Source organism: Actinophytocola xanthii (assembly GCF_001921205.1).
GTDB lineage: Bacteria > Actinomycetota > Actinomycetes > Mycobacteriales > Pseudonocardiaceae > Actinophytocola > Actinophytocola xanthii.
Genome location: NZ_MSIE01000052.1, coordinates 45,896 through 67,730, shown reverse-complemented (window position 1 = coordinate 67,730; position 21,835 = coordinate 45,896). Strand labels below are relative to the sequence as shown.

The 21,835-nt window shown below is 73.4% G+C and carries 13 protein-coding genes; 2 read left to right on the top strand and 11 right to left on the bottom strand.

Annotated elements, in window-relative coordinates; genetic code table 11:
* Positions 1 to 94 precede the first annotated feature (94 nt).
* From BU204_RS26180 to BU204_RS26140, 9 genes are all read right to left on the bottom strand, one after another.
* On the bottom strand, positions 95 to 1,378 hold the full coding sequence (locus tag BU204_RS26180; RefSeq protein ID WP_075128433.1) for an ABC transporter substrate-binding protein: 1,284 nt from the start codon (positions 1,376 to 1,378) through the stop codon (positions 95 to 97).
* Positions 1,375 to 3,747 (bottom strand): vWA domain-containing protein, encoded by a 2,373-nt coding sequence (locus tag BU204_RS26175; protein WP_143229749.1) that lies wholly within the window; start codon positions 3,745 to 3,747, stop codon positions 1,375 to 1,377. The genes BU204_RS26180 and BU204_RS26175 overlap by 4 nt, the downstream gene beginning before the upstream one ends.
* Before the next feature lie 175 nt (positions 3,748 to 3,922).
* Entirely contained in the window at positions 3,923 to 8,707 is a 4,785-nt protein-coding gene (locus BU204_RS39365) for a ThuA domain-containing protein (RefSeq protein ID WP_143229748.1), read from the bottom strand.
* A gap of 60 nt (positions 8,708 to 8,767) precedes the next feature.
* On the bottom strand, positions 8,768 to 9,610 hold the full coding sequence (locus BU204_RS26165; RefSeq protein WP_233160606.1) for a sugar phosphate isomerase/epimerase family protein: 843 nt from the start codon (positions 9,608 to 9,610) through the stop codon (positions 8,768 to 8,770).
* Positions 9,611 to 9,621: 11 nt separating this feature from the next.
* The gene (locus tag BU204_RS26160) at positions 9,622 to 10,803 is read right to left on the bottom strand and encodes a substrate-binding domain-containing protein (RefSeq protein ID WP_075128410.1); all 1,182 of its coding nucleotides are present in this window, start codon (positions 10,801 to 10,803) and stop codon (positions 9,622 to 9,624) included.
* A 29-nt stretch (positions 10,804 to 10,832) separates the two neighbouring features.
* Entirely contained in the window at positions 10,833 to 11,831 is a 999-nt protein-coding gene (locus BU204_RS26155) for an ABC transporter permease (protein WP_075128409.1), read from the bottom strand.
* Entirely contained in the window at positions 11,828 to 12,817 is a 990-nt protein-coding gene (locus BU204_RS26150) for an ABC transporter permease (RefSeq protein WP_083661654.1), read from the bottom strand. The genes BU204_RS26155 and BU204_RS26150 overlap by 4 nt, the downstream gene beginning before the upstream one ends.
* A 17-nt stretch (positions 12,818 to 12,834) precedes the next feature.
* Complete coding sequence (locus tag BU204_RS26145; RefSeq protein ID WP_075128408.1) at positions 12,835 to 14,325, bottom strand: sugar ABC transporter ATP-binding protein; 1,491 nt, start codon at positions 14,323 to 14,325, stop codon at positions 12,835 to 12,837.
* A 31-nt stretch (positions 14,326 to 14,356) separates the two neighbouring features.
* Positions 14,357 to 15,430 (bottom strand): Gfo/Idh/MocA family protein, encoded by a 1,074-nt coding sequence (locus tag BU204_RS26140; RefSeq protein ID WP_233160604.1) that lies wholly within the window; start codon positions 15,428 to 15,430, stop codon positions 14,357 to 14,359.
* A gap of 161 nt (positions 15,431 to 15,591) precedes the next feature.
* Between BU204_RS26140 and BU204_RS26135 the strand changes: the two genes are divergently transcribed.
* Together BU204_RS26135 and BU204_RS26130 are read left to right on the top strand one after the other, a co-directional pair.
* Positions 15,592 to 16,794, top strand: coding sequence for an ROK family transcriptional regulator (locus BU204_RS26135; protein ID WP_075128406.1), 1,203 nt, complete (start codon positions 15,592 to 15,594; stop codon positions 16,792 to 16,794).
* A gap of 136 nt (positions 16,795 to 16,930) precedes the next feature.
* A complete protein-coding gene (locus BU204_RS26130; protein WP_075128405.1) occupies positions 16,931 to 17,626 on the top strand; it encodes a LuxR C-terminal-related transcriptional regulator in 696 nt (231 codons plus the stop codon).
* A 9-nt stretch (positions 17,627 to 17,635) separates the two neighbouring features.
* Here the strand turns inward: BU204_RS26130 and BU204_RS26125 are convergent, their stop codons facing one another.
* Positions 17,636 to 20,641, bottom strand: coding sequence for a BTAD domain-containing putative transcriptional regulator (locus BU204_RS26125; RefSeq protein WP_233160602.1), 3,006 nt, complete (start codon positions 20,639 to 20,641; stop codon positions 17,636 to 17,638).
* A gap of 121 nt (positions 20,642 to 20,762) precedes the next feature.
* Positions 20,763 to 21,725, bottom strand: coding sequence for an LLM class flavin-dependent oxidoreductase (locus BU204_RS26120; RefSeq protein ID WP_075128403.1), 963 nt, complete (start codon positions 21,723 to 21,725; stop codon positions 20,763 to 20,765).
* Positions 21,726 to 21,835 lie beyond the last annotated feature (110 nt).

Below are 21,835 nucleotides of genomic sequence, written 5' to 3'. Positions count from 1 at the left end.
TTGGCCTGTCCGACAACGCGGCCAGCGGCGGGCTGGGCGCGAAGACCGCGATCGAGGGCTTTGAGGACGTGCCCTAGCTCGGCCAGGACGCTCCCTAACCCCCGCCGGTGACGGTCGTCAGCTCCTCGGCGAGGTCCTCGACGCGGTCGTCCACCGAGTCCACTCGCTCCAGGGCGTCGCCGACGTGTTCCTGGATCTCCTCGCTCACGTCCTCGTACTGGGGCGTCGCGGGCCGGTTCCGCGCGGTGCGCAGGCTGTGCTTGAGCACCTCGAGGTACGGGAACTGACGGCCGAGGTCGAGATCGCTGTAGAGCGAGGCGATCGTGGGGCCGAAGCCGGCGGTCTGGAACAACCGACGCTGGTTGTCCTTGCTGGTGAGAAACTGGATGAAGTCCTGGGCGGTGCGGCGGTGGGTCGAGCAGCTCGAGATCCCGAGGTTCCACCCGCCGAGCGCACTCGGCCCGGGCAGCGACGCCACCCCGAACTTGCCGCTCACCGGGGAGTTCCCGTCCTCGAGGCGACGGTAGGCGTACGGCCAGTTGCGCATGAACACCGCGCCGCCCTGCCGGAACGCGTCGAGGCTGCGCTCCTCGTCGTAGCCGAGCGCGGTCCGCGGGATCCACCCGTCCTCGACGCCGCGAGCGAGCATCTCGATCCCCTCGCGCGCCGCCGGCTCGTCGACCACCACCGAACCATCCGGCGCGAGCACCTCACCGCCGGCGCCCCAGATCCACTCGACGGCGTTCACCGTGAGCCCCTCGTAGCGCCCGAACTGGCCGACGTAGCCAGCCAGGTCCCCCTCCGCCAGCTCGTCGGCCACCGCGGCCAGCTCCGCCCAGGTGGTGGGCACCTGCTTGCCCGCCTTGTCGAGCAGGTCCGTGCGGTAGTACAGCAGCCCGGCGTCGGTCCGCCACGGCACGGCCCAGAGCCGGCCGTTGACGGTCACCGCCCGCACCGGCTCGCGCAGGAACAGGTCCACGTCCAGCTCCGCGCCGTCGAGCGGGACGAGGTAGCCCGCCTCGGCGAACTCGGTGGCCCAGATGACGTCCAGCGTCACCACGTCGTAGCACTGCTCCCGGAACTTCTCGGGGTCGGCGACGGCGAGGTCCTGTGCGCGGGCCCGCAGCTGGGCGCGGTGGTCGTCGGTCGCGTAGGACAGCTCGACGAACGTCACGCGCTCGTCGCTGCCGCGCACGTCGTTCCAGGCCTTCACCAACTGCTTGATCTGGCGGTTGTTGCTGGTGTCCGGACCGTCGGTGAACACGATCGGCCCTTCCTGGTCGAACCGGGCGGCGGGGTCCTGCCCCCGCGCGCAGCCGGTCAGCACGAGCAGTACCGCCAGCACGAACCGCGGGCCGCACCACCTCCGCACGGTCATCGCCGCCCACCCCACAACACGGTCGCCACGCTCTCCAGCGCGGTGTCGATGTCGGCCATGTTCCTCACCTCGTGACACGCGCCGCCGGTCTCCTGCGTGATCTCCCGCCACTGCCTCGAGTCGCAGACCGACGCCGCGAACGCGATCAGGAACACCGGTACCGGCTCGCCGGCGGCCAGGACCTCGACCAGCTGTGAGTGCCCCACCTCGTTCCGGCTGCCGTCGGCGACGACCAGGATCGCGTCGCCGACCTCAGGGGACGCCGGCCGGCCCGACCTGAGGGCGAGCACCGCCGCCTCCAGCGTCGGGTACAGGCGGGCCGGCCGCCCGCTGACGCTCACCCTGCTCAGGCTCTCCCGGGCCCGTTGCGCCGTGCCGTCGCCGATCGACAGCAGGACCTGGTGGTCGGCGCGGCCGCCGTGCCCCTGGGCGAACTCCCACAGCCCGACGCGGTCGCGGTCCCCCACCGAGCGCAGGGTGCGGAAGACGGCGTCGGCCGCGGCCTCCAGGCGCGACCCGCCGAGCTCCGGGAGCCGCACGGACATGGCGGTGGACACGTCGACGAGCAGCTGCACCCGGACCGCCCGCCGCGCGTCGTGGAACGCCTGGACCACCGCTGGCACGTCGACCTTCTCCAGACCCAGCCTCGCCGGCCGGTCCTGGGGGGCACCCTCGTAGTCCACGGTGTCCCCCAGGCGGTCGCGGAACCGGGCCCGCCGCAGCGCCGCCTGACCGTCCGGGCCGACCAGGTACTCGTGGAACGAGCGGACTGCCCGGTCCCTGGCCGGGTTCGTGGGGAGTTCCCGCCAGGAGACCGCGACGAAGGGGTGGTCCAGGTAGGGGGTGCCGATCCGGGGGTAGGTGATGTCCAGCGACCCGCTCGTGCGCGGCGCGCACGGCGCGCCGGGCGGAGCGTCGCCCTCGTTGTAGTCGGCCGCCGCCTTCTCCGACACCAGTACCGTGCCCGAGGCACCGGGGTGCTCCCAGGTCGAGCAGAGCAGGTCACCGCTCTCGTCCCCGGCCACCACCGACAGCTCCACCTGGTGCAGGGTGTTCGGCGCGCCGCGGGCGGACAGGGCCTCGGCGTCCAGGCGGCGCTCGAGCGCCGTGCGGTACAGCACGATCGTGGCGGTGAGCCCCGCCCCGGAGGTGATCGGGCTCGGCCGGTGGTACCGCCGATCCGAGGAGCTCGCGTTGTCCTCGGCCGTCTCGAGCACGCTGGACCAGGTCGCCGGCTGCACGGGCGGGTCGGGGAGGTCGCCGGGCGGTCGCGGCCGGGCCAGCACCAGCGGCGAGAGCGCGATCGGCCCCCAGTCCTCCAGCACCATCTCGTCGTGACCGCTGAGCTGTAGTGCCCGGACTGCGGCGTCGAACTCGAAGCCGGAGTCGGGCAGCAGCACGTGCGGCTCGGGGCCGACCTTGTGCACGTCCTCGCGGCCCGACCAGCCGCGTCCGATCGCCTCGATCACGGACTCGGGCGCGCGGGCCACGGTGACCTGGACGCTGACGCCCTTGCACCCCCGGTCGTCCTGGGTGCTGCGCTCGAACTGCTCGGCCAGGTCCCGGAGCACCCGGCTCTTCTCCATGGACACGTTCACGTTCAGCTGGACCGGCACCGCGCACCGGCCGCTGGGTGGAAGGGCGGCGAACACGTTCCCGGTGGTGCCGCCCACCAGCAGCAGCAGGGTCAGTGTGAGGGCCGTGACCGGGAGGCGGGGAAGCCGGCCGCGCAGCGGAACGCGCTCGCGCCGGTGGCGACCGGGGTGCGGTCGGGGTCGCCGGGGCACCTCGTGGTCGTCGGGGAGGCAGACCCAGGCGACGGTCCTGGTCTCCTTCTCGGCGACGGCGACCTTGCGGTAGATGCGGTGGTCGACGGCGGGGTTCTGGCTGACGACGTTGGTGAAGAAGTCGTCGGAGGTGATCAGGGCGAGAACTCCGCTGGCGTTTCTGAGCTCCCCGCGCAGAACCGCGGAATCCAGCAGGCGGCAGGCGTGCACCACGGCGGGGCTGGAATATCCCTGCCGGTCCCGCAGCACTTCACCCGAATGTATGACAATTTTGAGCCGGATCTTCGCCTGCTCGTCGGCTGTCGCATTGTGCTCGCGCAGGCGGGCGGCCAGCTCGGTGGGCAGGCACTCGACCAGCCGTGCGCTGGACACATGTGCCGGAACCAGCACGAGCATCCCGTCGCCGCGGTCCTCCGTGCGGCAGCCGGACCACGGGAGCCCACAGTGGTGGAATGCCCGGTGCACCGCGGCGCTGAGGCCTTCCCGGACCTTTGTCTGGTGCGGGCCGTCCCGGGCACCGAAACCTTCCACGTCCACCGCGATGATCGTGTGGTGCATCGCGTTCGCCAGCCCTCCGGCCACCCCCAGCACAGTACTCGGGAATTCCCGAGTACTTCGCGACTGAGTTTAGGGCGCTTCCGCACAGTGCCGGTCGATGGGCCGAGGGCTGTGCGGACGCGCCCCGAAGCGCCCCGGGCCGGGGGCTAGCCGGCCCGGGGCCGGAGGCGGACCGGCATCCGCCCCCGTTTCGGGGTCATTACTCCCGCAGGGCGGCGGCGACCGCGGCAGCGTCGGTCGCCAGCACCGCCCGCGCCTCGGCGTTCGGCACCAGCAGCGGCAGCGCGGAGCCGAACGCCGTCAGCCACCGCACTGCCAGGTCGGGCCGGTCCCGGACGACCTCCCGGTGCGCCTGGTCCAGCTGCGCCTCGAGAACCAGCGCGGCCAGCCAGCCGACCTCGTTCTCCGCCTGGAGCCGGTCGAGCATGGCCTGCAGGTCGGTGACCGAGGTGGCGATGGTGAAGACCACCGTCCGCTCGCCCACGTGCCCGGCCCCGTCCGGTGCGCGCACCACGAGGGTGTGCTCGCCGAGCGCCAGCCGCGGGAACGCGAGGCGGGTGCCCGGCGCCAGTGGAGCACCGTCCAGGGTGGCGGTGACCTCGCCGGGACCGGACGCCTCGTCGGACACCGTCCAGTCCACGACCCGGTCCTCGCTGTGGCCGTAGGTCAGTCCGTCGACCACCCCGGTGACCGCGACCGCGGGAGCCGCGGTGTCGACCTTCAGCTCCGCCCTGGCGACCGGCGAGGTGTTCCCGGCGCGGTCGACCGCGCGGTACTCGACGACGTGGCTCCCCTCGGCGCCGACCCGGAACGGCTCGGCGTAGCGGGTCCACGCGCCCTCGTCGACCCGGTACTCGGTCGCGGCCACGCCCGACCCCGTTCCGTCGTCTGCGGTCAGGGTCACCGTGGGCGCCGCGGTGTGCCAGCCGGACTCCCCCGGCTCGGGTGAGACGGCCGCGGTGACGGTGGGCGCCGTGCTGTCCACACCGGACACCCGGAACCAGTCGAAGTCGACGGTGACCGGCCCTCTGGTCTGCTGCGGCCCGATCGCCATCAGCCCGAACCGCGGGTCGGGGATCTCGTTGGTGACGGCCTCGCCCAGCGGCGTCCACTCGGTGCCGCCGTCGCTGACCCAGCCGGTGTAGGTGTTGCCGGCCTTGGTCAGCCGCAGGTGCCACCAGCCGCTCTCCGGACCCGTGCCCAGCGTCACCGAGCGGTTTCCGCCGTTGCCGAACTGGCCGTTGTTCTCCGAGACCAGCTCGGCGCGTAGGTCGACCGTCGAGCCCGGCCCGTTGACCGACACCACGTCGAACTTCACGTAGTCGTCGTCGTTGCCGTAGACCATGAAGCCGGCCAGCTGGTACCGCTCGGCGAGCGGTGCGCGCATCCGGGTCTCCAGCGTCCAGTCACCGCCGGGCGCGGTCTGCAGGACGAAGTTGTTCGGGTTGTCGTTGGCCGCGCCGTTGATGTCCCCGGGCAGCGTGTCGATGCTGAGCACGCCCTCGTCCATCCGCATCGAGGTCAGGCTCGGGCGGACGACGGCGTCCCAGCGGCAGCCGTCGAGCCGGTCGGCGGAGAACTCGTCGCCCCGGTCGACCGGTGCCTCCGGGTCGGCGCACTCGATCGGCGGCATCGGCGGGACCGTCGCGACGACCCGCACCGAGGCCGCCTTGGCGCGCCCGGCGCCGTCGGTCACCGTCACCGTGGCCGTGTAGGTGCCCGGCTCGGCGTAGGTGTGCGTCGGCGCGGCCTCGGTCGAGGTGCCGCCGTCACCGAAGTTCCACGCGTAGCGCAGCGCCGTGTCGCCCTCGGGGTCGACCGCGTCGGTGGTGAAGTCGACCTCGAGCGGTGCCGCGCCCGAGGCGGGTGCGGCGTTGACCGCGACGTAGGGCGCCGCGTTCACCGAGACGCCCTTGCCGACGAAGTCGAACGAGTCCACGGTGAACTGGTTGTCGGCCGTGGTGGTGAACACCGCGTGCAGGTCGATGGTCCCGCCCGGGTCCGTCACCGCCACCGGGGGCAGGGTCACGAAGCCGTCGGTCCGCGGGACCGGGATCGTGGCCACCAGCGCGCCGGTGGGCGACCCGGCCCGCAACTGGATCGAGCCGCCGTCGGAGGCCCCGTGCACCCGCGCGGTGACCCGCTCGATCTGGTGCAGGTTGACCGGCTCGAAGGCGATCCAGTCGCCGTTGGACACCTCGCCGACCCGTTTGCCGGCCCCGGCGGCGGGGTCGTTCTGCACGACCACCCCGGTGGCGGAGTCGTGGTGCTCGGCCTGCTTGTGCTTGGGCTGGAGCACCGCGAGGTCCCGCCCGGTCAGCGCGGGCTGGCCGCCCGCGCCGGCGTCGGTGTAGGTCGCCTCGGCGGTGTAGAACACGTCGGCATCGGCGTGGCCCTCGTCCGCGAGCGTCGCGAACTCCCCCTCGCAGGCGCGGATCGTGTCGGTGAGGTGGTCGTGGGCGTCGTGGCCGAGCGACACCCGCAGCGTCGCCTTGGCGCAGTCGGTCTGCTCCTCGGGGTCGGTGACCGTGGCGCCGAAGGCGACACGGTCACCGAAGTCGAAGAACCCACCGTTCACCGGCGCCGCCAGCTCGACAGCGGGTGCGGTGTTCCCGACGGTCACCGAGACGTTGGCGAACCCGGTCTTGCCGCCCGGGTCGGTGACCGTGAGCTGCACGTTGAATCGACCGTTCTCGGTGAACACGTGGGTCGGCTCGGCCTCGGTGGAGGTCGACCCGTCACCGAAGTTCCACGAGTAGCGGACCTGCTCCCCCTCGGGGTCGGCCGACGCCGCGCCGGAGAACCGGACCTGCAGCGGCGCCGCCCCGCTGGTCGGGCTGGCCGTGGCCCTCGCCACCGGCCGCCGGTCACCGCGGGTGTAGTCGATGCGGTAGACGCCGGAGTCCGGGTTGTCCCGGCCGTAGCCGCCACCCCACTCGACCACGTACAACGCGCCGTCGGGGCCGAACTTCATGTCCATCGGCGCGAACGGGACATTGCCGACGAACCAGGGGTCGATGTCGAGGATCCCGCCCTCGGCGTCCCGGTGGAACAGGAAGTTCCGGTTGCGGGCCCACTCGTAGAAGAACGCCTTGCCCTCGTAGAACTGGGGGAACTTGGTGTCGGACTGCAGGTCGGGGTCGTAGTCGTAGACGGGGCCGGCCATCGGGGCCTCGCCGCCCTCGCCCAGTTCGGGGAAGGCGTTGCCGTTCGCGCCGTTGCCGTACCAGACGGTCGCAGGTTTGGCCGCCGGCAGGGTGGTCAGGCCGGTGTTGTTGGGCGAGTTGTTGACCGGGTTGGCGCAGTCGAACTTCGGCCCGGAGGCGTTGGTGGCGAAGTCGAAGTCGTTGAACGGGATTCCGTTGGCCACGCAGTACGGCCAGCCGTAGAAGCCCGGCTCGCTGATCACGTTCCACTCGACCAGCCCGCCCGGCCCGCGGTTGGGGTTGTCCGCGCCCGCGTCCGGTCCGTAGTCGGCCAGGTAGAGCCTGCCGTCGGCGGCGATGGAGAACCGGAACGGGTTGCGGAAGCCCATCGCGTAGATCTCCGGGCGGGTCAGCTCGGTCCCGGGAGCGAACATGTTGCCCGCCGGGATCGTGTAGGTCCCGTCCGCCTCGGGGTGGACCCGCAGGATCTTGCCCCGCAGGTCGTTGGTGTTGGCCGAGGTCTTCTGGGCGTCGTACAGGTCCCGGCCCGGCCGCTCGTCGATCGGCGCGTACCCGCTGGACTGGAACGGGTTGGTGTCGTCGCCGACGCCGATGTAGAGGTTGCCCCCAGGTCCGAACTCGAGGTAGCCGCCGGTGTGGCCGGGCTCCTCCCGCCGTGAGGCCGGGATCTCCAGCAGCACGACCTCGCTCGCCCGGTCCACCACGTCACCGGTGACGGTGAACCGGGAGACCCGGTTGACCTCCTCGGCGCCCGGTGGGGAGTAGTAGACGAACATGTGCCCGGTCGCGGCGAAGTCCGGGGAGAGCACCAGCGAGGTCAGCCCGTCCTCGCCGCCCTCGTAGACCGGCAGGTCCAGGGCGGTGGTGATGGCCGCGGTGTCCGGGTCGTACATCCGGATCTGGCCGAGGATCTCGGTGAAGTACACCCGCCCGTCCGGTGCGACGTCCAGCGAGGTCGGGGCCTTGGTGGTGTCGTCGAGGACGACCTTCTCGAACGCGGCGTCCATGGTCGCCGAGCAGTCGGCGGGGATCGCGCCGGCCGCCGTCTGGATGCCGCCCAGCACGTGCTGGCGGAACAGCGGCTCGGAGTAGGAGGAGATCGCGTGGCCCATCGCGGTGGCCCAGACCCGGCCACCCTCGGCCTCGCGGCACCAGGAGATCGGGTGGTCGGTCCCCATGGCCTCGGGCCCCGGGTCGTAGGTGCTCTCGTCCACCTCCAGCAGGGAGTGCACCTTGCCCCGCATGGTCGGGTGGAAGTTGTACCACTCCTCCGGGCGCTGCCAGCGGTCCGGCAGGTCCTTCGTGGAGGCGTGCACGTCGTCGATCCGGTGCGTGGTCGCGGTGAGCCCGCCGGCCGAGTGCGCGGTCATGTGCGCGCCCCCGTTGACGAAGTCGTCCCACCACGGGAACTGGGACTCGATGTTCATGTCGGTGGCGTTGTGCACGGCGGCGATGCCGCCGCCGTTGTTGACGTAGGTGCGCACCGCCTGCCGCTGGGCGTCGGTGTCCCAGACCATGCCGCCGTTCTGCACCATGACCACGACGTCGAAGGTGGCCAGGTCGGCGTCGTTGAAGATCGCCGAGTCCTCGCTGTGCACCACCTCGAAGTGGTGCTCGGCGCCAAGCTGGGTGATCATCTCGACGGCGGCGGGGATGGAGTCGTGCCGGTAGGCGCCGGCGGCGACCTTGGTGAACAGCAGCGCCCGGAACTCCGGGTCGGCGTGGCCGGGGTGGGCCGCGGCGGCCGGCATCAGGCCGACCGTGACCGCGCCGGCCGTGAGCACGCTGAGGGCGGTTCGCAGAAGGGGTCTGTGCATCGTTGCTCCCGTTTCGCGTGGGGTGCCCCGCGGCGTGCCGGCGCCGTCGGAGGACGGGTGTCAGCTGGTGCCCATCACCGCCCGCAGGTGGCGCAGGCCGGTTCGGGCGAGGTCGTCCTGGGTGGGGGCGAGCGGGCGCCAGATCGACGCCGCGGTCGCGATCGTGGCGTTCTCGCCGGTGAACGACTCGACGCAGAGCGGGCCGGTGTAGCCGGCGTCGTCGATCGCGGCGAGGATCGCTGGCCAGTCGAGGTGGTCGGCACCGGGGGCGCCGCGGTCGTTGCCGCAGACCTGGACGTGCGCGATGCGGCCCCTGGCGGCGCGGATCGCCCCGGTGAGGTCGGCCTCCTCGATGTTCTGGTGGTAGAGGTCGAGGGCCACCCCGCAGTTCGGCAGGCCGTCGATCGCCTCGAGGGTCTGCGCGACGGTGTTGAGCAGGCTCGTCTCGTAGCGGTTGAGCGGCTCGACGGCGACGGTCACCCCGGCACTCGCCGCGTACTCCAGCACGGGGCCGAGGTTCTCGGCGAGCTCGGCGTAGGCGGCTGCCCGGTCGGCTGCCGACATGCGCCAGGTTCGACCGACCGAGGCGTAGGCGGGCCCGGCGATCACCGGTGAACCCACCACGGCCGCGGCGTCGACCACCGAACGCAGGTACTCCTGGGTGGACTTGACGGTCATCGGGTCGGCGCGGACCAGCTCGCGCCCGGGCGGCATCACCAGGCACACGGTCGCGCCGAGGCCGTGGTCGCCGAGCACGCGGGCGGCCTCGCGCGGTGTCCAGTCCCCCACGTTCTCGACCGGCAGCTCGAGCACGTCGAAGCCCCAGCCGGCGACCCTGGCGGCCAGCTCCGCCAGGGTCGGGTCGGTCAGCGGGGAGGTCCAGACCCAGGTGTTGACCCCCACGGGGTGCTGGTTCACTGCCAGGGCCCCGGGTATCCGGGCATGTCCTCGCAGCCGCACATCGCGTAGTGCAGCGGCGGCATGTCCTGCGCCACGTAGTCCGCCACGTCGGCGTCGGTGATCCGCGGCTGCGGGAGCACCCACTCGCTGGGCACCTGCTCGCCCTTGAGGATCCGCAGCGCGGCGATGATCGGGGTCCGCCACTGGTAGGTGGGGTAGGTCGGGGCGACCGCGGTCAGGTCCTCGTCCACCCACAGGCGCAGGAAGTCCTGCTGGTCCTCGCCGACGAACGCGGGCACCTCGACGCCGGCGTCCTGGAACGCCTCGACGGCGGCGACGGCCGTCGCGCCCGCGTCCATCCACACACCGTCGATCTCGCCCTCGCGCTGGAGGTAGTCGGCGACGATGCTCTTGGTCTTGGCCGCGTCGCCGTCGGTGAACTCCACGCCCACCACGTCGAGCTCGCTCTCGCCGAAGATCTCGTTGGCCGCCGCCCAGCGCTGCTCCAGCACGTCCACGCCCGGCAGGATCCGCAGGGCGAGGATCTTGCCGCCGGGCTGGACCTGCTCGGTGAGGAACTCCGCGCCGTCGGCGCCGAAGGCGAACCCGCCGATGGGGTGGATGAACGTGACCGGGCAGTCGGTGTTCACGCCGCGGTCGAACACGATCACCGGCACCCCGGTGTCACAGGCAGCCTCCACCGCCGGCGTGAGCGTGGCCGTGGTGTTCGGCGAGATGATGATCGCGCTGCAGCTCTGGCCGCTCAACGACTGGATGTCGCTGATCTGCTTGTCGTCCTTGGCCTCCGCGTCGAGCACGGTGAACTCGGTGATCTCGGGGTGCAGCTCCACCTCGCGCTGCATGGTCTTGAAGCCGACCTGCCGCCACGGGTTGTCCACCGCGGCGTTGGAGAAGCAGATCGTGTAGTTCCCGCCCGGCTTGGCGTACTGGGCGGTGTCGACCAGCTCCGGCTCGAGCATCTGCTCCCACGGCCGGTCCGCCGGGCCCTCGGGTTTCGCGTCGCGGAAGGCGAGCTGGCGCTCGTACTCGGCCTGGTCGAAGAACTCCGACTTCGCCGCCTCGCCCGTCGAGGTGTCGCCGCCGGGCGCGTTCTCCTCCGGCAGCTCGCTGGAACAGGCCGCGAGCACCAGGGCGGCGACCGCCGCCATCGCGGTGAGGATCCTGGTCGGGGTCATCGATCTCCTCGGGCTCTCGGGGTGGGGGGCTATCCGGAGGCTGTCGCGGGTTGCTTGGTGGTCGTGCGGGTGAACCGGTGTCGCAGCCCGACACCCAGGGAGGCGTAGGCGACGGCGCCGATGATGATCACGCCCTGGACCGCCGACTCGAGGGCGCCCGCGACGCCGAGCAGGTTCAGCAGGGTGAACAGCGCCTCCAGCGACAGGGCGCCGGCGGTGGCGGCGACGACCGACCCGCGGCCGCCGCCGAGCAGGACTCCGCCCAGCACGACCGCGGTGATCGCACGGAACTCCAGGCCGGCGCCGACCTGGGCAGAGACCCCGGCGAAGCCGCCGAGCAGGATCGCGGCGACCGCGGCCAGCAGACCGGAGAGCACGAACGCCAGCAGTCGCAGCCGGTTCACCCGCCCACCGGAGAGCCGGACCGCCTGCTCGTTGTCGCCGACGGCGACCAGCGCCCGGCCGGTACCGCCGCGCATGAACAGCACCGCCGCCGCCAGGATCGCGAGCAGGATCAGCACCGACCACGGGACCTCGCCCAGCAGCGGCACGTCGACCGCGCCCCGGCCGAACTCGCGGAAGCCCGGCGACAACGCCCCGCGCGGGGCGCCACCGGTCCACAGGAACACCGCGCCGTCGAGCACCAGCAGCATGCCCAGCGTGACGATGAACGAGGGCACCAGCAGCACGGTGGTGACCAGCCCGTTGACCAGCCCCACGAGCAGGCCGAACGCCAGCACGAGGAGGATCACCCACGCCGTGGCCGAGTCCTCGCCGTCGATGAGCCTGGCCGCGATCACCACACCGGCGGTGACCAGGGCGCCGACCGAGAGGTCGAACCCGCCGGACACGATCACGAAGTACTGGCCGATCGCGAGGATCATCAGCGGCGCGGCCCGCTTGAGCAGCGCGAGATAGCCCTCCGGCGAGCTGTAGGCGGGGCCGGCGATGGCCAGCCCGACCAGCAGCACGACCAGCACGACCAGGACGGGCGCGGTGCCCTCGGCCAGCCGCGGACGGAAGCTCACGACTGCCTCCTCACCGTGCGTCGGGCGTAGAGGGCCACCGCGGTGACCAGCACGACGCCCCGGACGACGTCCTTGAAGAACGGGTCGACGGCGAGGTCGTCGAACACGGTGTCCAGCGTGGCCAGAATGAACACGCCGCCGATCGTGCCGACGACGCCGCCGCGACCGCCGGCCAGCAGCGTGCCGCCGAGCACGACGGCGGCGATCGACTCGAGGTCGAAGCCGGCGTCCGTGCCGACGTACGGGGCACCGGACCCGAGCCGGCTGGCCAGGTAGATCCCGGCGAGCCCCGCGGCCACCGAGCACAGCACGTGCGCGGTCACGATCGTGCGGCGCGTCCGCACCCCGGAGAGCCGGGCGACCTCGAGGTCACCGCCCACGGCGTAGAGGTGGTAGCCGGGGCGGGAGCGGGTGAGCAGCCACCAGCACATCGCCGCGATGCCCAGCATGAGCAGCGCCGCGACCGGTACCGGACCCACCCGGTCGTAGCCGAGGTGCTGGAAGGTCCGGGGCACCTCGCCCGCGGGTCCGGTGTAGTTGTGCTCGAGGTAGCCGCGCAGGACGAGCGCGACGCCGAGTGTCGCGATGAACGCGTTGGCCCGCAGGACGGTGATCACGAGCCCGTTGACCAGGCCGACGACCGCGGCGACGGCCAGCGCGAGCAGCACGCCGGGGACGATCATGCCGGCCTGGCCGGCCATGGTCTCGGCGGCGACCAGCGAGGTGAGGCCGACGAGGTAGGCGACCGACAGGTCGAGCGAGCCGGCCAGGATCACGATCGTCTGCCCGATCGCGACCAGGCCCAGCGCCGTGGCCCGGGTGAAGATGTTGAGCAGCCCCGCCTGGTCGAGCAGCACCCCGCCGCGCAGCGCGACCAGCACGCTGCCCACGACCAGCAGCACCGCCAGCGCGAGGTAGACCACGACCGTGGGCGTGAACGCGAAGCCCCGGCTCCTCGTCCGGGCCGGCACCGTCCGGACGGGCAGGGGCTTCTCCTGGACCGTCACGCGACCTCGCCCACGCCGTGCCCCGTCGCCAGGGCCATCACCGCCGTCTCGCTCGCCCCGGCGGGCAGCTCACCGGCGAGCCGGCCGTCGTGCATCACGAGGATGCGGTCGCTCATGCCGATCAGCTCGGGCAGCTCCGAGGAGATCATCAGCACCGCCACGCCCCGGTCGGCCAGCTCCCGCAGCAGGTGGTGCACCGCCTTCTTGGCGCCGACGTCGATGCCGCGGGTCGGCTCGTCGGCCACCAGCACCGCCGGGTCCACCGCCAGCCACTTGGCGAGGACGACCTTCTGCTGGTTGCCCCCGGACAGGAAGCGCACCTCCTGGTGCTCGTCCCGGGCCACGACGTTGACCGACTCCAGCAGCGCGGCCAGGTCCACGGCGGCCCGCCCGCGGCGGGGCGGGAGCGCGGAGCGGCGCACGAGCAGGGCGTTGTCGCGCACCGACTGGCGCAACGCGAGCCCCTCGCCCTTGCGGTCCTCGGTGACGAACGCGACGCCCTGCCGCACCGCCCCGCGCGGACTGGTGATCCGGGTGGCCACCCCGTCGAGCTCGAGCGTCCCGCTGGTGAACGGCTCGACGCCGAACACCGCCCGTGCCAGGGCCGACCGGCCGGACCCCTGCAACCCCGCGACGCCCACGATCTCACCGGCGCGGACCTCGAGGTCGACCTCGCGCACCCGGGCGTTGCCGGCGCCGCGCAGCGCGAGCCGGACCGCGCCGAGACCCGCCGGGTCGGCGCGCTCGGGGTAGAGCGTGCCCAGCTCGCGCCCGACCATGTGCCGCACGAGGTCGGCCGAGGTCAGCTCGGCGGTCGGCGCGCAGGTCACGAAGGCGCCGTCCTTGAGCACGGTGATCCGGTCGCTGAGATCGAAGACCTCACGCATCCGGTGGGAGACGTAGAGGATCGCGATGCCGCGCTGGCGCAGCCGGCGCACGAGGTCGTAGAGCAGCTCGACCTCGTGGTCGGCGAGAGCGGCGGTCGGCTCGTCCATCGCCAGCACGCGGGCGTCGGTGGACAGCGCCTTGACGATCTCGACGACCTGCCGCTGGGCGACCGGCAGTGCGGACACCGGGGCGGTGGGGTCGACGCCGTCCTCGCCGAGCCAGTCGAGCAGCCGCGCGGTCTCCTCGACCATCCGCCGGCGGTCCACCCGCAGCCGGCGCACGGGCTCGCGCCCGAGGTACACGTTCTCGGCGACGCTGCGGTGCGGCAGCAGGGTGAACTCCTGGTGGATGATCGCGATGCCGGCCCGCTGCGCGTCGGCGGGCCCGGCGAAGCTGTGCTCGACACCGTCGATCTCGATCGACCCGGCGTCCGGGCGGTGCACCCCGGCGAGCACCTTGAGCAGGGTCGACTTGCCGGCGCCGTTCTCCCCCATCAGCGCGTGCACCTCGCCGCCGCGCAGCTCCAGGTCCACCCCCCGCAGGACGGGCACGCCGAGGAACGACTTGCTGATCCCCGCGAGTGTGATGGTGGTCCTCACCGGGCCGACTCCCTGCGCGTGGTGGCCGGGTTCACGGCGTCACCTCGACCCACTCCCCGTCCCCGGCGGCCGAGGACAGGACGGCGTCGGTGACGCGGACGGTACGCAGGCCGTCGGCGAAGGTGGGTAGGCCGGCCGGCGCCTCGCCGCGGATGGCGGCGTAGGTGTCGGCGACGAAGGCGTCGAAGCAGTCCTGGTATCCCTGGGCGTGACCGGCGGGCAGGCGCACGTACCGTGCTGCCGACGGGTGCAGTGTCGCCGGGTCGCGCAGTAGTACCTGCCCGCCGGCACGCCGGCCGGCCCAGAGCCGCTCCGGGTCCTCCTGATCGAAGGCGAAGCTGGCGTCCGTGCCGGAGATCTCCAGGTGCAGTCGGTTCTTGCGGCCCGCGGCCACCTGCGACACGACGAGCGTGCCGACGGTGCCGGCGGCCGTGGTGAACAACAACGCGGCCAGGTCCTCGGTCGGCGGGACCTGCTGGGTTCCGCGCTCGTGCACGACGGCGGTCCTGGCGCTGAGCCGGGTGATCCGGTCGCCGGTGACGAACTCGAACAGGTCCGCCCAGTGCGAGCCGATGTCACCGAAGGCGCGGGAGGCACCGCCGAGGCCGGAGTCGACCCGCCAGTCGTCGTCGGTCGGCCGCGACAGCCAGTCCTGCAGGTAGCTGCCGGTCACGGTGGCCACGGTGCCGGCCTCGCCGGCCGCGAGCCGCGCCCGCAGCTCGCGCACCATCGGGTGGAACCGGTAGACGAACGGCACGGTCGCCACCCGGTCGACCGCCGCCGCGGCGAGCCCGGTGGCCTCGGCCAACCCGGTGGCCAGCGGCTTCTCGCACACCACGTGGGCTCCCGCGGCGAGCGCTGCCGCCGCCACCGGCGCGTGCGTGGCGTTGGGGGTGCAGATGTGCACGACGTCGACACCGGCCGTGCCGAGCAGTTCGGCGACCCCCGGGTAGCCGCGCTCGGCGCCCACCGCGCGGGCCGCGGCCGCCGCCCGGTCCGGCCGGGAGGCGGTGGCCGCCACGACGGTGGCGCCGGCGCGCCGGGCCGCCTCGGCGTGGACCCGCCCCATGAAACCCGCTCCCACCACCCCGACCCGCAAGGTCACGGGCTCCGAGTCGACCCGCTCACCAGGGGCTGTTAGGTGGGTCACAGACATACGGCGAACGTAAACGGAACTTCTGGCGCGTGTCAATCAAAAGTGGTTCATGGAAGGCCTACGCTGGCGTTTCGTCGGGCAGAAGCGCCCGCGTTGGGTTTAATTGGGGAGTGCAGGACCGGCAGACGTACCCCCCGACGGCGTCGACCGGGACGTCGAACGGCACGACGTCGCCGGGTGAGCTGCTGCGCCTGCTGCGCGACGGCCAGGCCCGTACCCGGGCCGAGCTCGCGACCGAGACCGGACTCGCCCGCTCCACGGTCCGCTCCCGCCTCGACGCACTGATGCACGCCGGGCTCGTCGCCGACTGGGGCGACGCCGCGGCCACCGGCGGCCGGCCGGCGAGCCGGTTCGTCTTCAACGCCCGGGCCAGGCTCGCTCTCGCCGCCGACGTCGGCGCCACCCACGCGACGGTCGCCGTCGCGGACCTCACCGGTGAGCCGCTGGTGACCGAGAAGCTGACGCTCGACATCGCCGACGGCCCGGACACGGTGCTCGGTGTGCTCGCCGACACGTGGCGGCGGCTGCGCGTCGAGCACGGGCTGACCGCGCCGGTGGCCGGCGTCGGCATCGGTCTGCCCGGCCCGGTCGAGCACTCGACCGGGAAGCCGACCCATCCGCCGATCATGCCCGGCTGGAACGGCTACGACGTGCCGGCCAGGGTGCAGGCAGACTTCCCGGTCTCCGTGCTGGTCGACAACGAGGTCAACCTGATGGCCCTCGGCGAGCACGCCCGCTGCTTTCCCGGCGAGCAGAACATGATCTTCGTGAAGGTCGCCACCGGTATCGGCTCCGGTCTGGTCAGCAACGGCCAGCTGCACCGCGGCGACGTCGGTGCCGCCGGCGACCTCGGCCACATCCTGGCGCCGAGCGCGGGGGACGTCCCGTGCCGGTGCGGCAACAGCGGCTGCCTGGAGGCCGTCGCGAGCGGCCCGGCCGTCGCCGCCAGGCTGCGGTCGGCCGGCATCGACGCCACCACCAGCGCCGACGTCGTCGCCCTCGTCCAGGCCGGCAACCTGGTCGCCGGCCAGCAGGTCCGCCAGGCCGGCCGGGACATCGGCGAGGTGCTCGCGGCCGGGGTGAGCCTGTTCAACCCCTCGGTGATCGTCGTCGGCGGCTCGCTGGCCCAGGCCGGTGAGATGCTGCTGGCCGGCGTCCGCGAGTCCATCTACCGGCGCTCCCTCCCGCTCGCGACCGAGCGGCTGCGGATCGTCCCCTCCCACGCCGGCCCGAACGCCGGCGTCCTGGGTGCGGCGGCCATGGTCGTGCGGCACGCCCTGTCCCCCACCGTTCTCGACCGCGAGCTGGCCTGAGGCACGGCGCGGTTCGCGCGGTCTCGCGCCCCGTACCCGGGGCGGACGCCGCGAGAGCGGCGAGAGGGCGCGGTGAGAGCGTGGGCCCCCATGCTGATCAACGGGTCGGGCCACAGCGTTGAGCGGAGGTTCACCCATGGGCGAGTCCGGTGCGGGGCAGCGGGCGGACGAGCAGGCGGCCGTGCGGGTGGTGGTGGCCGACGACCAGCCGGTGATCCGCGCCGGGCTCCGGGCTGTGCTCGGCGCGGTCGAGCGGATCGAGGTCGTCGCGCAGTCGCCAAACGGGCGCGTCGCCGTGCGCGACGCACTCGCCCACCGTCCCGACGTGCTCATGCTCGACCTGGACCTGCGGGAGCTGGGCGGTGTGGCGACCATTCGCGAGGTGCTGCTGCGCGCACCCGGGACCGGGGTACTGGTGTTCAGCGCGGCCGAGGACGACGAGGCCGTGCTCGGCGCCGTCCGTGCCGGGGCCCGTGGCTACCTGCTCAAGACGGCGACCCACGGGCAGATCGTGCGGGCCGTCGAGGGCGTCGCGGCCGGCGAGTCGATCTTCTGCCCCCAGGTGGCGACGCGGATGACCGCCCTGCTCTCCCGGTCCACCGAGCCCGACGGCCACCCGTTCCCGGAGCTCACCTCGCGCGAGCGGGAGGTGCTGGCGCTGCTCGCCGACGGGATCCCGAACTCGGCGATCGCCCGCGCGCTCCGGCTCGCCGCCAAGACGGTGAGCAACCACATCTCCAACATCTACGGAAAGCTCGGCGTGGCCGACCGGGGCGAGGCGATCGTGCTGGCCAGGGACGCCGGCCTCGGCCGCGCCACCGCCGCCCGGTAGCCGGGCGGCTCAGCCGGGCAGGCTGCGCGGGAGCGGCTGCCGCAGGGGCCGCACCACGTGCAGCCGTCCGGCCGGGGCCCGGTCCACGGCAACCCGGGCGAGGGCGACGACGTCCTCCTCGGGCAGCGCGGCGCCGTGGGCGGTGGCCGCGGCGAACCGCTCGGTACCGAGGCGCTCGGCGATCCCGGCCACCGCGGCCTCGAGCAGCTCCGCGTCGACACCGGTCGGCCGTACCGCCGCGCCGCTCGCCGTCACCGCCCCGTGCAGCGTGGCCGCCGCGACGTCGTCGCCGAACCGGGTGAGCAGGATGACCGCGGTACGCAGCACGCCCCACCGCTGGACGCGGTGGTTCTGCCGGCTCCAGTAGCCGATCGTCTCGAGCACCAGCCTGGCGGCGCGGTACGGGTCGTCGTGCCTGGTCGTGACCGCGGCGGAGGCGCTCAGCGCCGCGCCGGGAATGTAGGCGTTGCCGCAGGCCCGCCCGACCTCGTTGGCCCGCTCCAGAATCGCCAGGGCCCGCTCCGGGTCGCTGTCGCGCAACGCCACGCCGAGGACGCAGTCTGCCCAGGCGATGGCCGTCGGGTTGCGGGTCGCCATCGCGAGCTTCTTGGCCCGTCGGGCGACCGACACCGCGTGTGCGGTGGCGCCCAGGTACGCGTGCTGGAGCGCGCCGCTCGCGGTGACGTAGGCGGCGCACTGGTCGTCGCCGGCCCGCCCGGCGAGTTCGGCCACGACCGCGTACAGGTGCGCGGCGTCGGCGAGCCTGTCCTCGAAGGACGCCACCCTGGCCAGGACCCACAGGGGGAAGCGGCGTGCGGGATCGTCCCGCACCGGTACCGCGTCCAACCCCCGGCGGGCCAGGTCGGTCGCGGCGACGAGGTCGCCGCTTCGTGCGGCGCCGGCCGCGGCGACGGCCAGCGCGGCGGCGAGCCGCGGGCCAGGGCTCCCGCTCGCGGCACCCACCGCCCGGTCGGCCCAGCCGTACAGCTCGGAGGGCCCGTGGGTCGAGGTGAACCGCAGCAGCGCGGCGGAGAGCCGCACGGCGATCTCGGGTTCCGCGGCCAGCGCCCGGGTGTGCGCGCCGCGCAGGTCGTCGAGCAGGCCGGTGACCCGCTCGGCCCACGCCGCCTCGTCCGGACCGACGAGGCCGGACGCGGACCCCTCGGCCACGGCGAGGCAGAGTGCGGTGTGCCGGCCCAGCAGGGCCTCCAGCCGCCCGGTCCGGGTGAGCCGCTCGCGTCCGAAGATCCGCAGGGTCTCCAGCACGGTGTACCGGGTCGGCGCCCGGTCGGTGTCGGCGACCAGCATGGACTTGTGCACCAGGTCGGTGACCACGTCGACCACCTCGGCCGGGCCCAGCTCCTCGTCGGCCGCGACGGCCACGGCGTCGTCCAGCGTGAACGAGCCGACCAGCACGCTCAGCGCGTCGAAGACGGCCTGCTCGCGGGGGCTGAGCAGGTCGTATGACCAGGCGACGACGGCGCCGAGCGTGCTGTGCCGCGCCTCGCGCGTCCGCCTGGGGCTGTGCAGGAACTCCAGGCGCCGCTCGAGCCGGTCGCCGATCTCGTCGAGCGACATCGACCGCAGCCTGGTGGCGGCCAGCTCGATCGCCAACGGCAGCCCGTCGAGGCCACGGCAGATCTCGACGACCGCGGCGACGTTGTGCTCGCCGAGGGCGAAGGTCGGCAGGGCCGCCCTGGCCCGGTCGGTGAACAGCTCCACCGACGGGATCCTGGCGACCAGGGCCGGGTCCTGCCCCGCCGCCGGCGGCGGTACCGCGAGCGGCCGCACCGGAAGGACGTGCTCGCCCTCGATCCCCAGCGGCTCCCGGCTGGTGACCAGGACCGTGAGCTCGGGACAGCCCCTGGCGAGCGCCGTGACCAGGCCGGCCGCGGCGTCCAGCACGTGTTCGCAGTTGTCGACCACCAGCAGGGCCCGCCGGGACCGCAGGAAGTCGACCAGGCCGTCGGTGACGTCGGCGCCACGCGACTCCCGCACGCCCAGGGTCGTCGCCAGTACGTCGGGCACCAGCCAGCCGTCGCGTACCGCGGCCAGCTCGCACACCCACACGCCGTGCGGGAAGTCGGCTCGCAGGGCGGCCGCCACGCCGGTCGCCAGCCGGGTCTTGCCGACCCCGCCGGTCCCGGTCAGCGTGACCACCCTCGCGCGGGCGAGCGTGCGGCGCGCCGCCTCGACGTCCGCCGCACGGCCCACGAGCTCGGAGAGCTCCGACCGGAGGTTGCCCACCTGCTCCCGCGTCGCCCCGGCCGGCCACGACGCGGCCGGCGGCACCGGGTCCGCCCGCAGGAGGTGCTCGTGGTGGCGGCGCAACGCCGGCGACGGCTCCACCCCGAGGTGCTCGACCAGGTGCCGCCGGAACCGCAGGTAGACCTCGGTCGCGTCGGCCTGGCGACCCGACCGGTGCAGTGCGGTCATCAGCAGCTCCGTCGCCCGTTCCCGCAGCGGGTGCTCCACGGCGAACGCGTCGAGCTCGCCGACCAGCTCGGCGTACCGACCCAGGTCCATGCCGGCCGCGAACCGCTCCTCGACGGCCACCAGCCGCAGCTCGGCGAGACGGATCGCCTCGTACCGGCAGAACTCCTCGTCGGCGAACTCCGCGTAGGCCGGACCGCGCCACAGCTGGAGCGCCGTGGTCAACCGCTCCACGGCCCGCTCGGGCCGGGCGAGGCGCTCCGCTGCCGCGTCGGACAGGGCCGCCTCGAACCGGACCGCGTCGATCGCCGAGGGCTCCACCCGCAGCAGGTAGCCGGGTGGCTCGGTGACCAGCGCGGCGCCGCCGCTGTCCTCGAGTGCGGCGCGCAGCCGCCACACCTGGTTGTGCAGGTTGCGCGGGGCGGTGTCCGGGGCGTCGGCGCCCCACAGGATGTCGATCAGGCGGTCGGCCGGGACGACCGCGTTCGCGTTGACGAGCAACGCGGCCAGCAGCCGCCGCCGACGCCCGCCGGTCAGCGGGACGCTCACGCCCGCGTGCGTCATCGCGAGCGGTCCCAGCACCGCGAACTCCATCCAGCCCCCAGCCGCCGCGCACCGTCACCGACCGGCGGTCCTCGGGGCCGCCGGTCCATCCCCCAGGTTCGTCGCCGGGGCCCGAGATGTGACGGCATGCGGCGAGCTGTCACGGGACGGCCTCCCGGAGCAGCTCGTCGAGCTCCTCCAGCGCCGCGCGGCCGCCGGCCGCGGCGTACACCCCGGAGACGTTGAGGACCACCTCGTCGACGCCCGCGTCCCGGAACTCCGCCAGCTGCTCGGCGAGGTGGCCGGCTGTCCCGCTGAGGAACGCCCCGCCCTTCACCACGGCCTCGGCGGCGGCCGTCAGGTCGGCGCGGTCGACGGCCACGCCCGCTCGGCGGAGCATGTCGGCGTAGTGCGGCATCCGCAGGTGATGGGTGTGCGCGGCCAGCACCAGCTCGCCGACATCGCGACCGGACCGTTCCAGAGCCGTCGAGACGACCGCGACCAGCCTGGGCACCGGGCGCGCCCTCGCCTCGGCCCCGGCCCGCAGCGCCGGCACCACCACCTCGCGCAGGTAGGCCGCCGGGGTGAGCCAGCTGACGGCCACGTCGGCCACCTCTCCGGCCAGGCGCGCCATTGCCGGACGGAGCACCCCCAGCCCCACCTCGACCGGCGGGCTCGGCACCGACGGCAGCCGCGCCAGGCAGGTGTAGTACTCCCCGCGGTGCTCGACCTCCTCGCCGGCCAGCAACCCGCGCACGACCGTCAGGTACTCCCGGGCCGCGCCCAGCGGGCTCGCGTAGGGAGCGCCCAGCAGGGCCTGCTGGAGCACGCTTGCCCCGGGGCCGAACCCCGCCACCACCGGGTGTCCCGCCGCGACCGCCAGTGCCTGCGTCTCCTGGGCGGCGGTGAACGGGTGGCGGTGGGGCATGAGACGCACCCCGGTGCCAACCGGTACCCGGAAACCCGACGCGGCGGCGAAGGCGACCGTCTGGTGCGGGTCACCACCGTCGCCCTGGGCCAACCACAGGCGCAGTGCCCGGCTCCACTGGACGAACGCCGCGAACGGCAACGTCCTCTCCGGTCTGCAGTGGGCGAACGGCACGAGAACGGAATACGTGGTCATGGAATCCTCTCCGACCATCCTCGAAGGACCGCGATTCTAGGCGTCGTCAACCGCATCCGACCCGAGTGCGGAATCTCGGTCAGCCCGGGGAAATCTCCCGCCCTACCCGG

Bases quoted from the DNA above. Each gene is read 5' to 3' on its own strand.
- BU204_RS26180 (WP_075128433.1), bottom strand. From the start codon at position 1,378: ATGACCGTGCGGAGGTGGTGCGGCCCGCGGTTCGTGCTGGCGGTACTG.
- BU204_RS39365 (WP_143229748.1), bottom strand. From the start codon at position 8,707: ATGCACAGACCCCTTCTGCGAACCGCCCTCAGCGTGCTCACGGCCGGC.
- BU204_RS26160 (WP_075128410.1), bottom strand. From the start codon at position 10,803: ATGACCCCGACCAGGATCCTCACCGCGATGGCGGCGGTCGCCGCCCTG.
- BU204_RS26130 (WP_075128405.1), top strand. From the start codon at position 16,931: ATGGGCGAGTCCGGTGCGGGGCAGCGGGCGGACGAGCAGGCGGCCGTG.
- BU204_RS26120 (WP_075128403.1), bottom strand. From the start codon at position 21,725: ATGACCACGTATTCCGTTCTCGTGCCGTTCGCCCACTGCAGACCGGAG.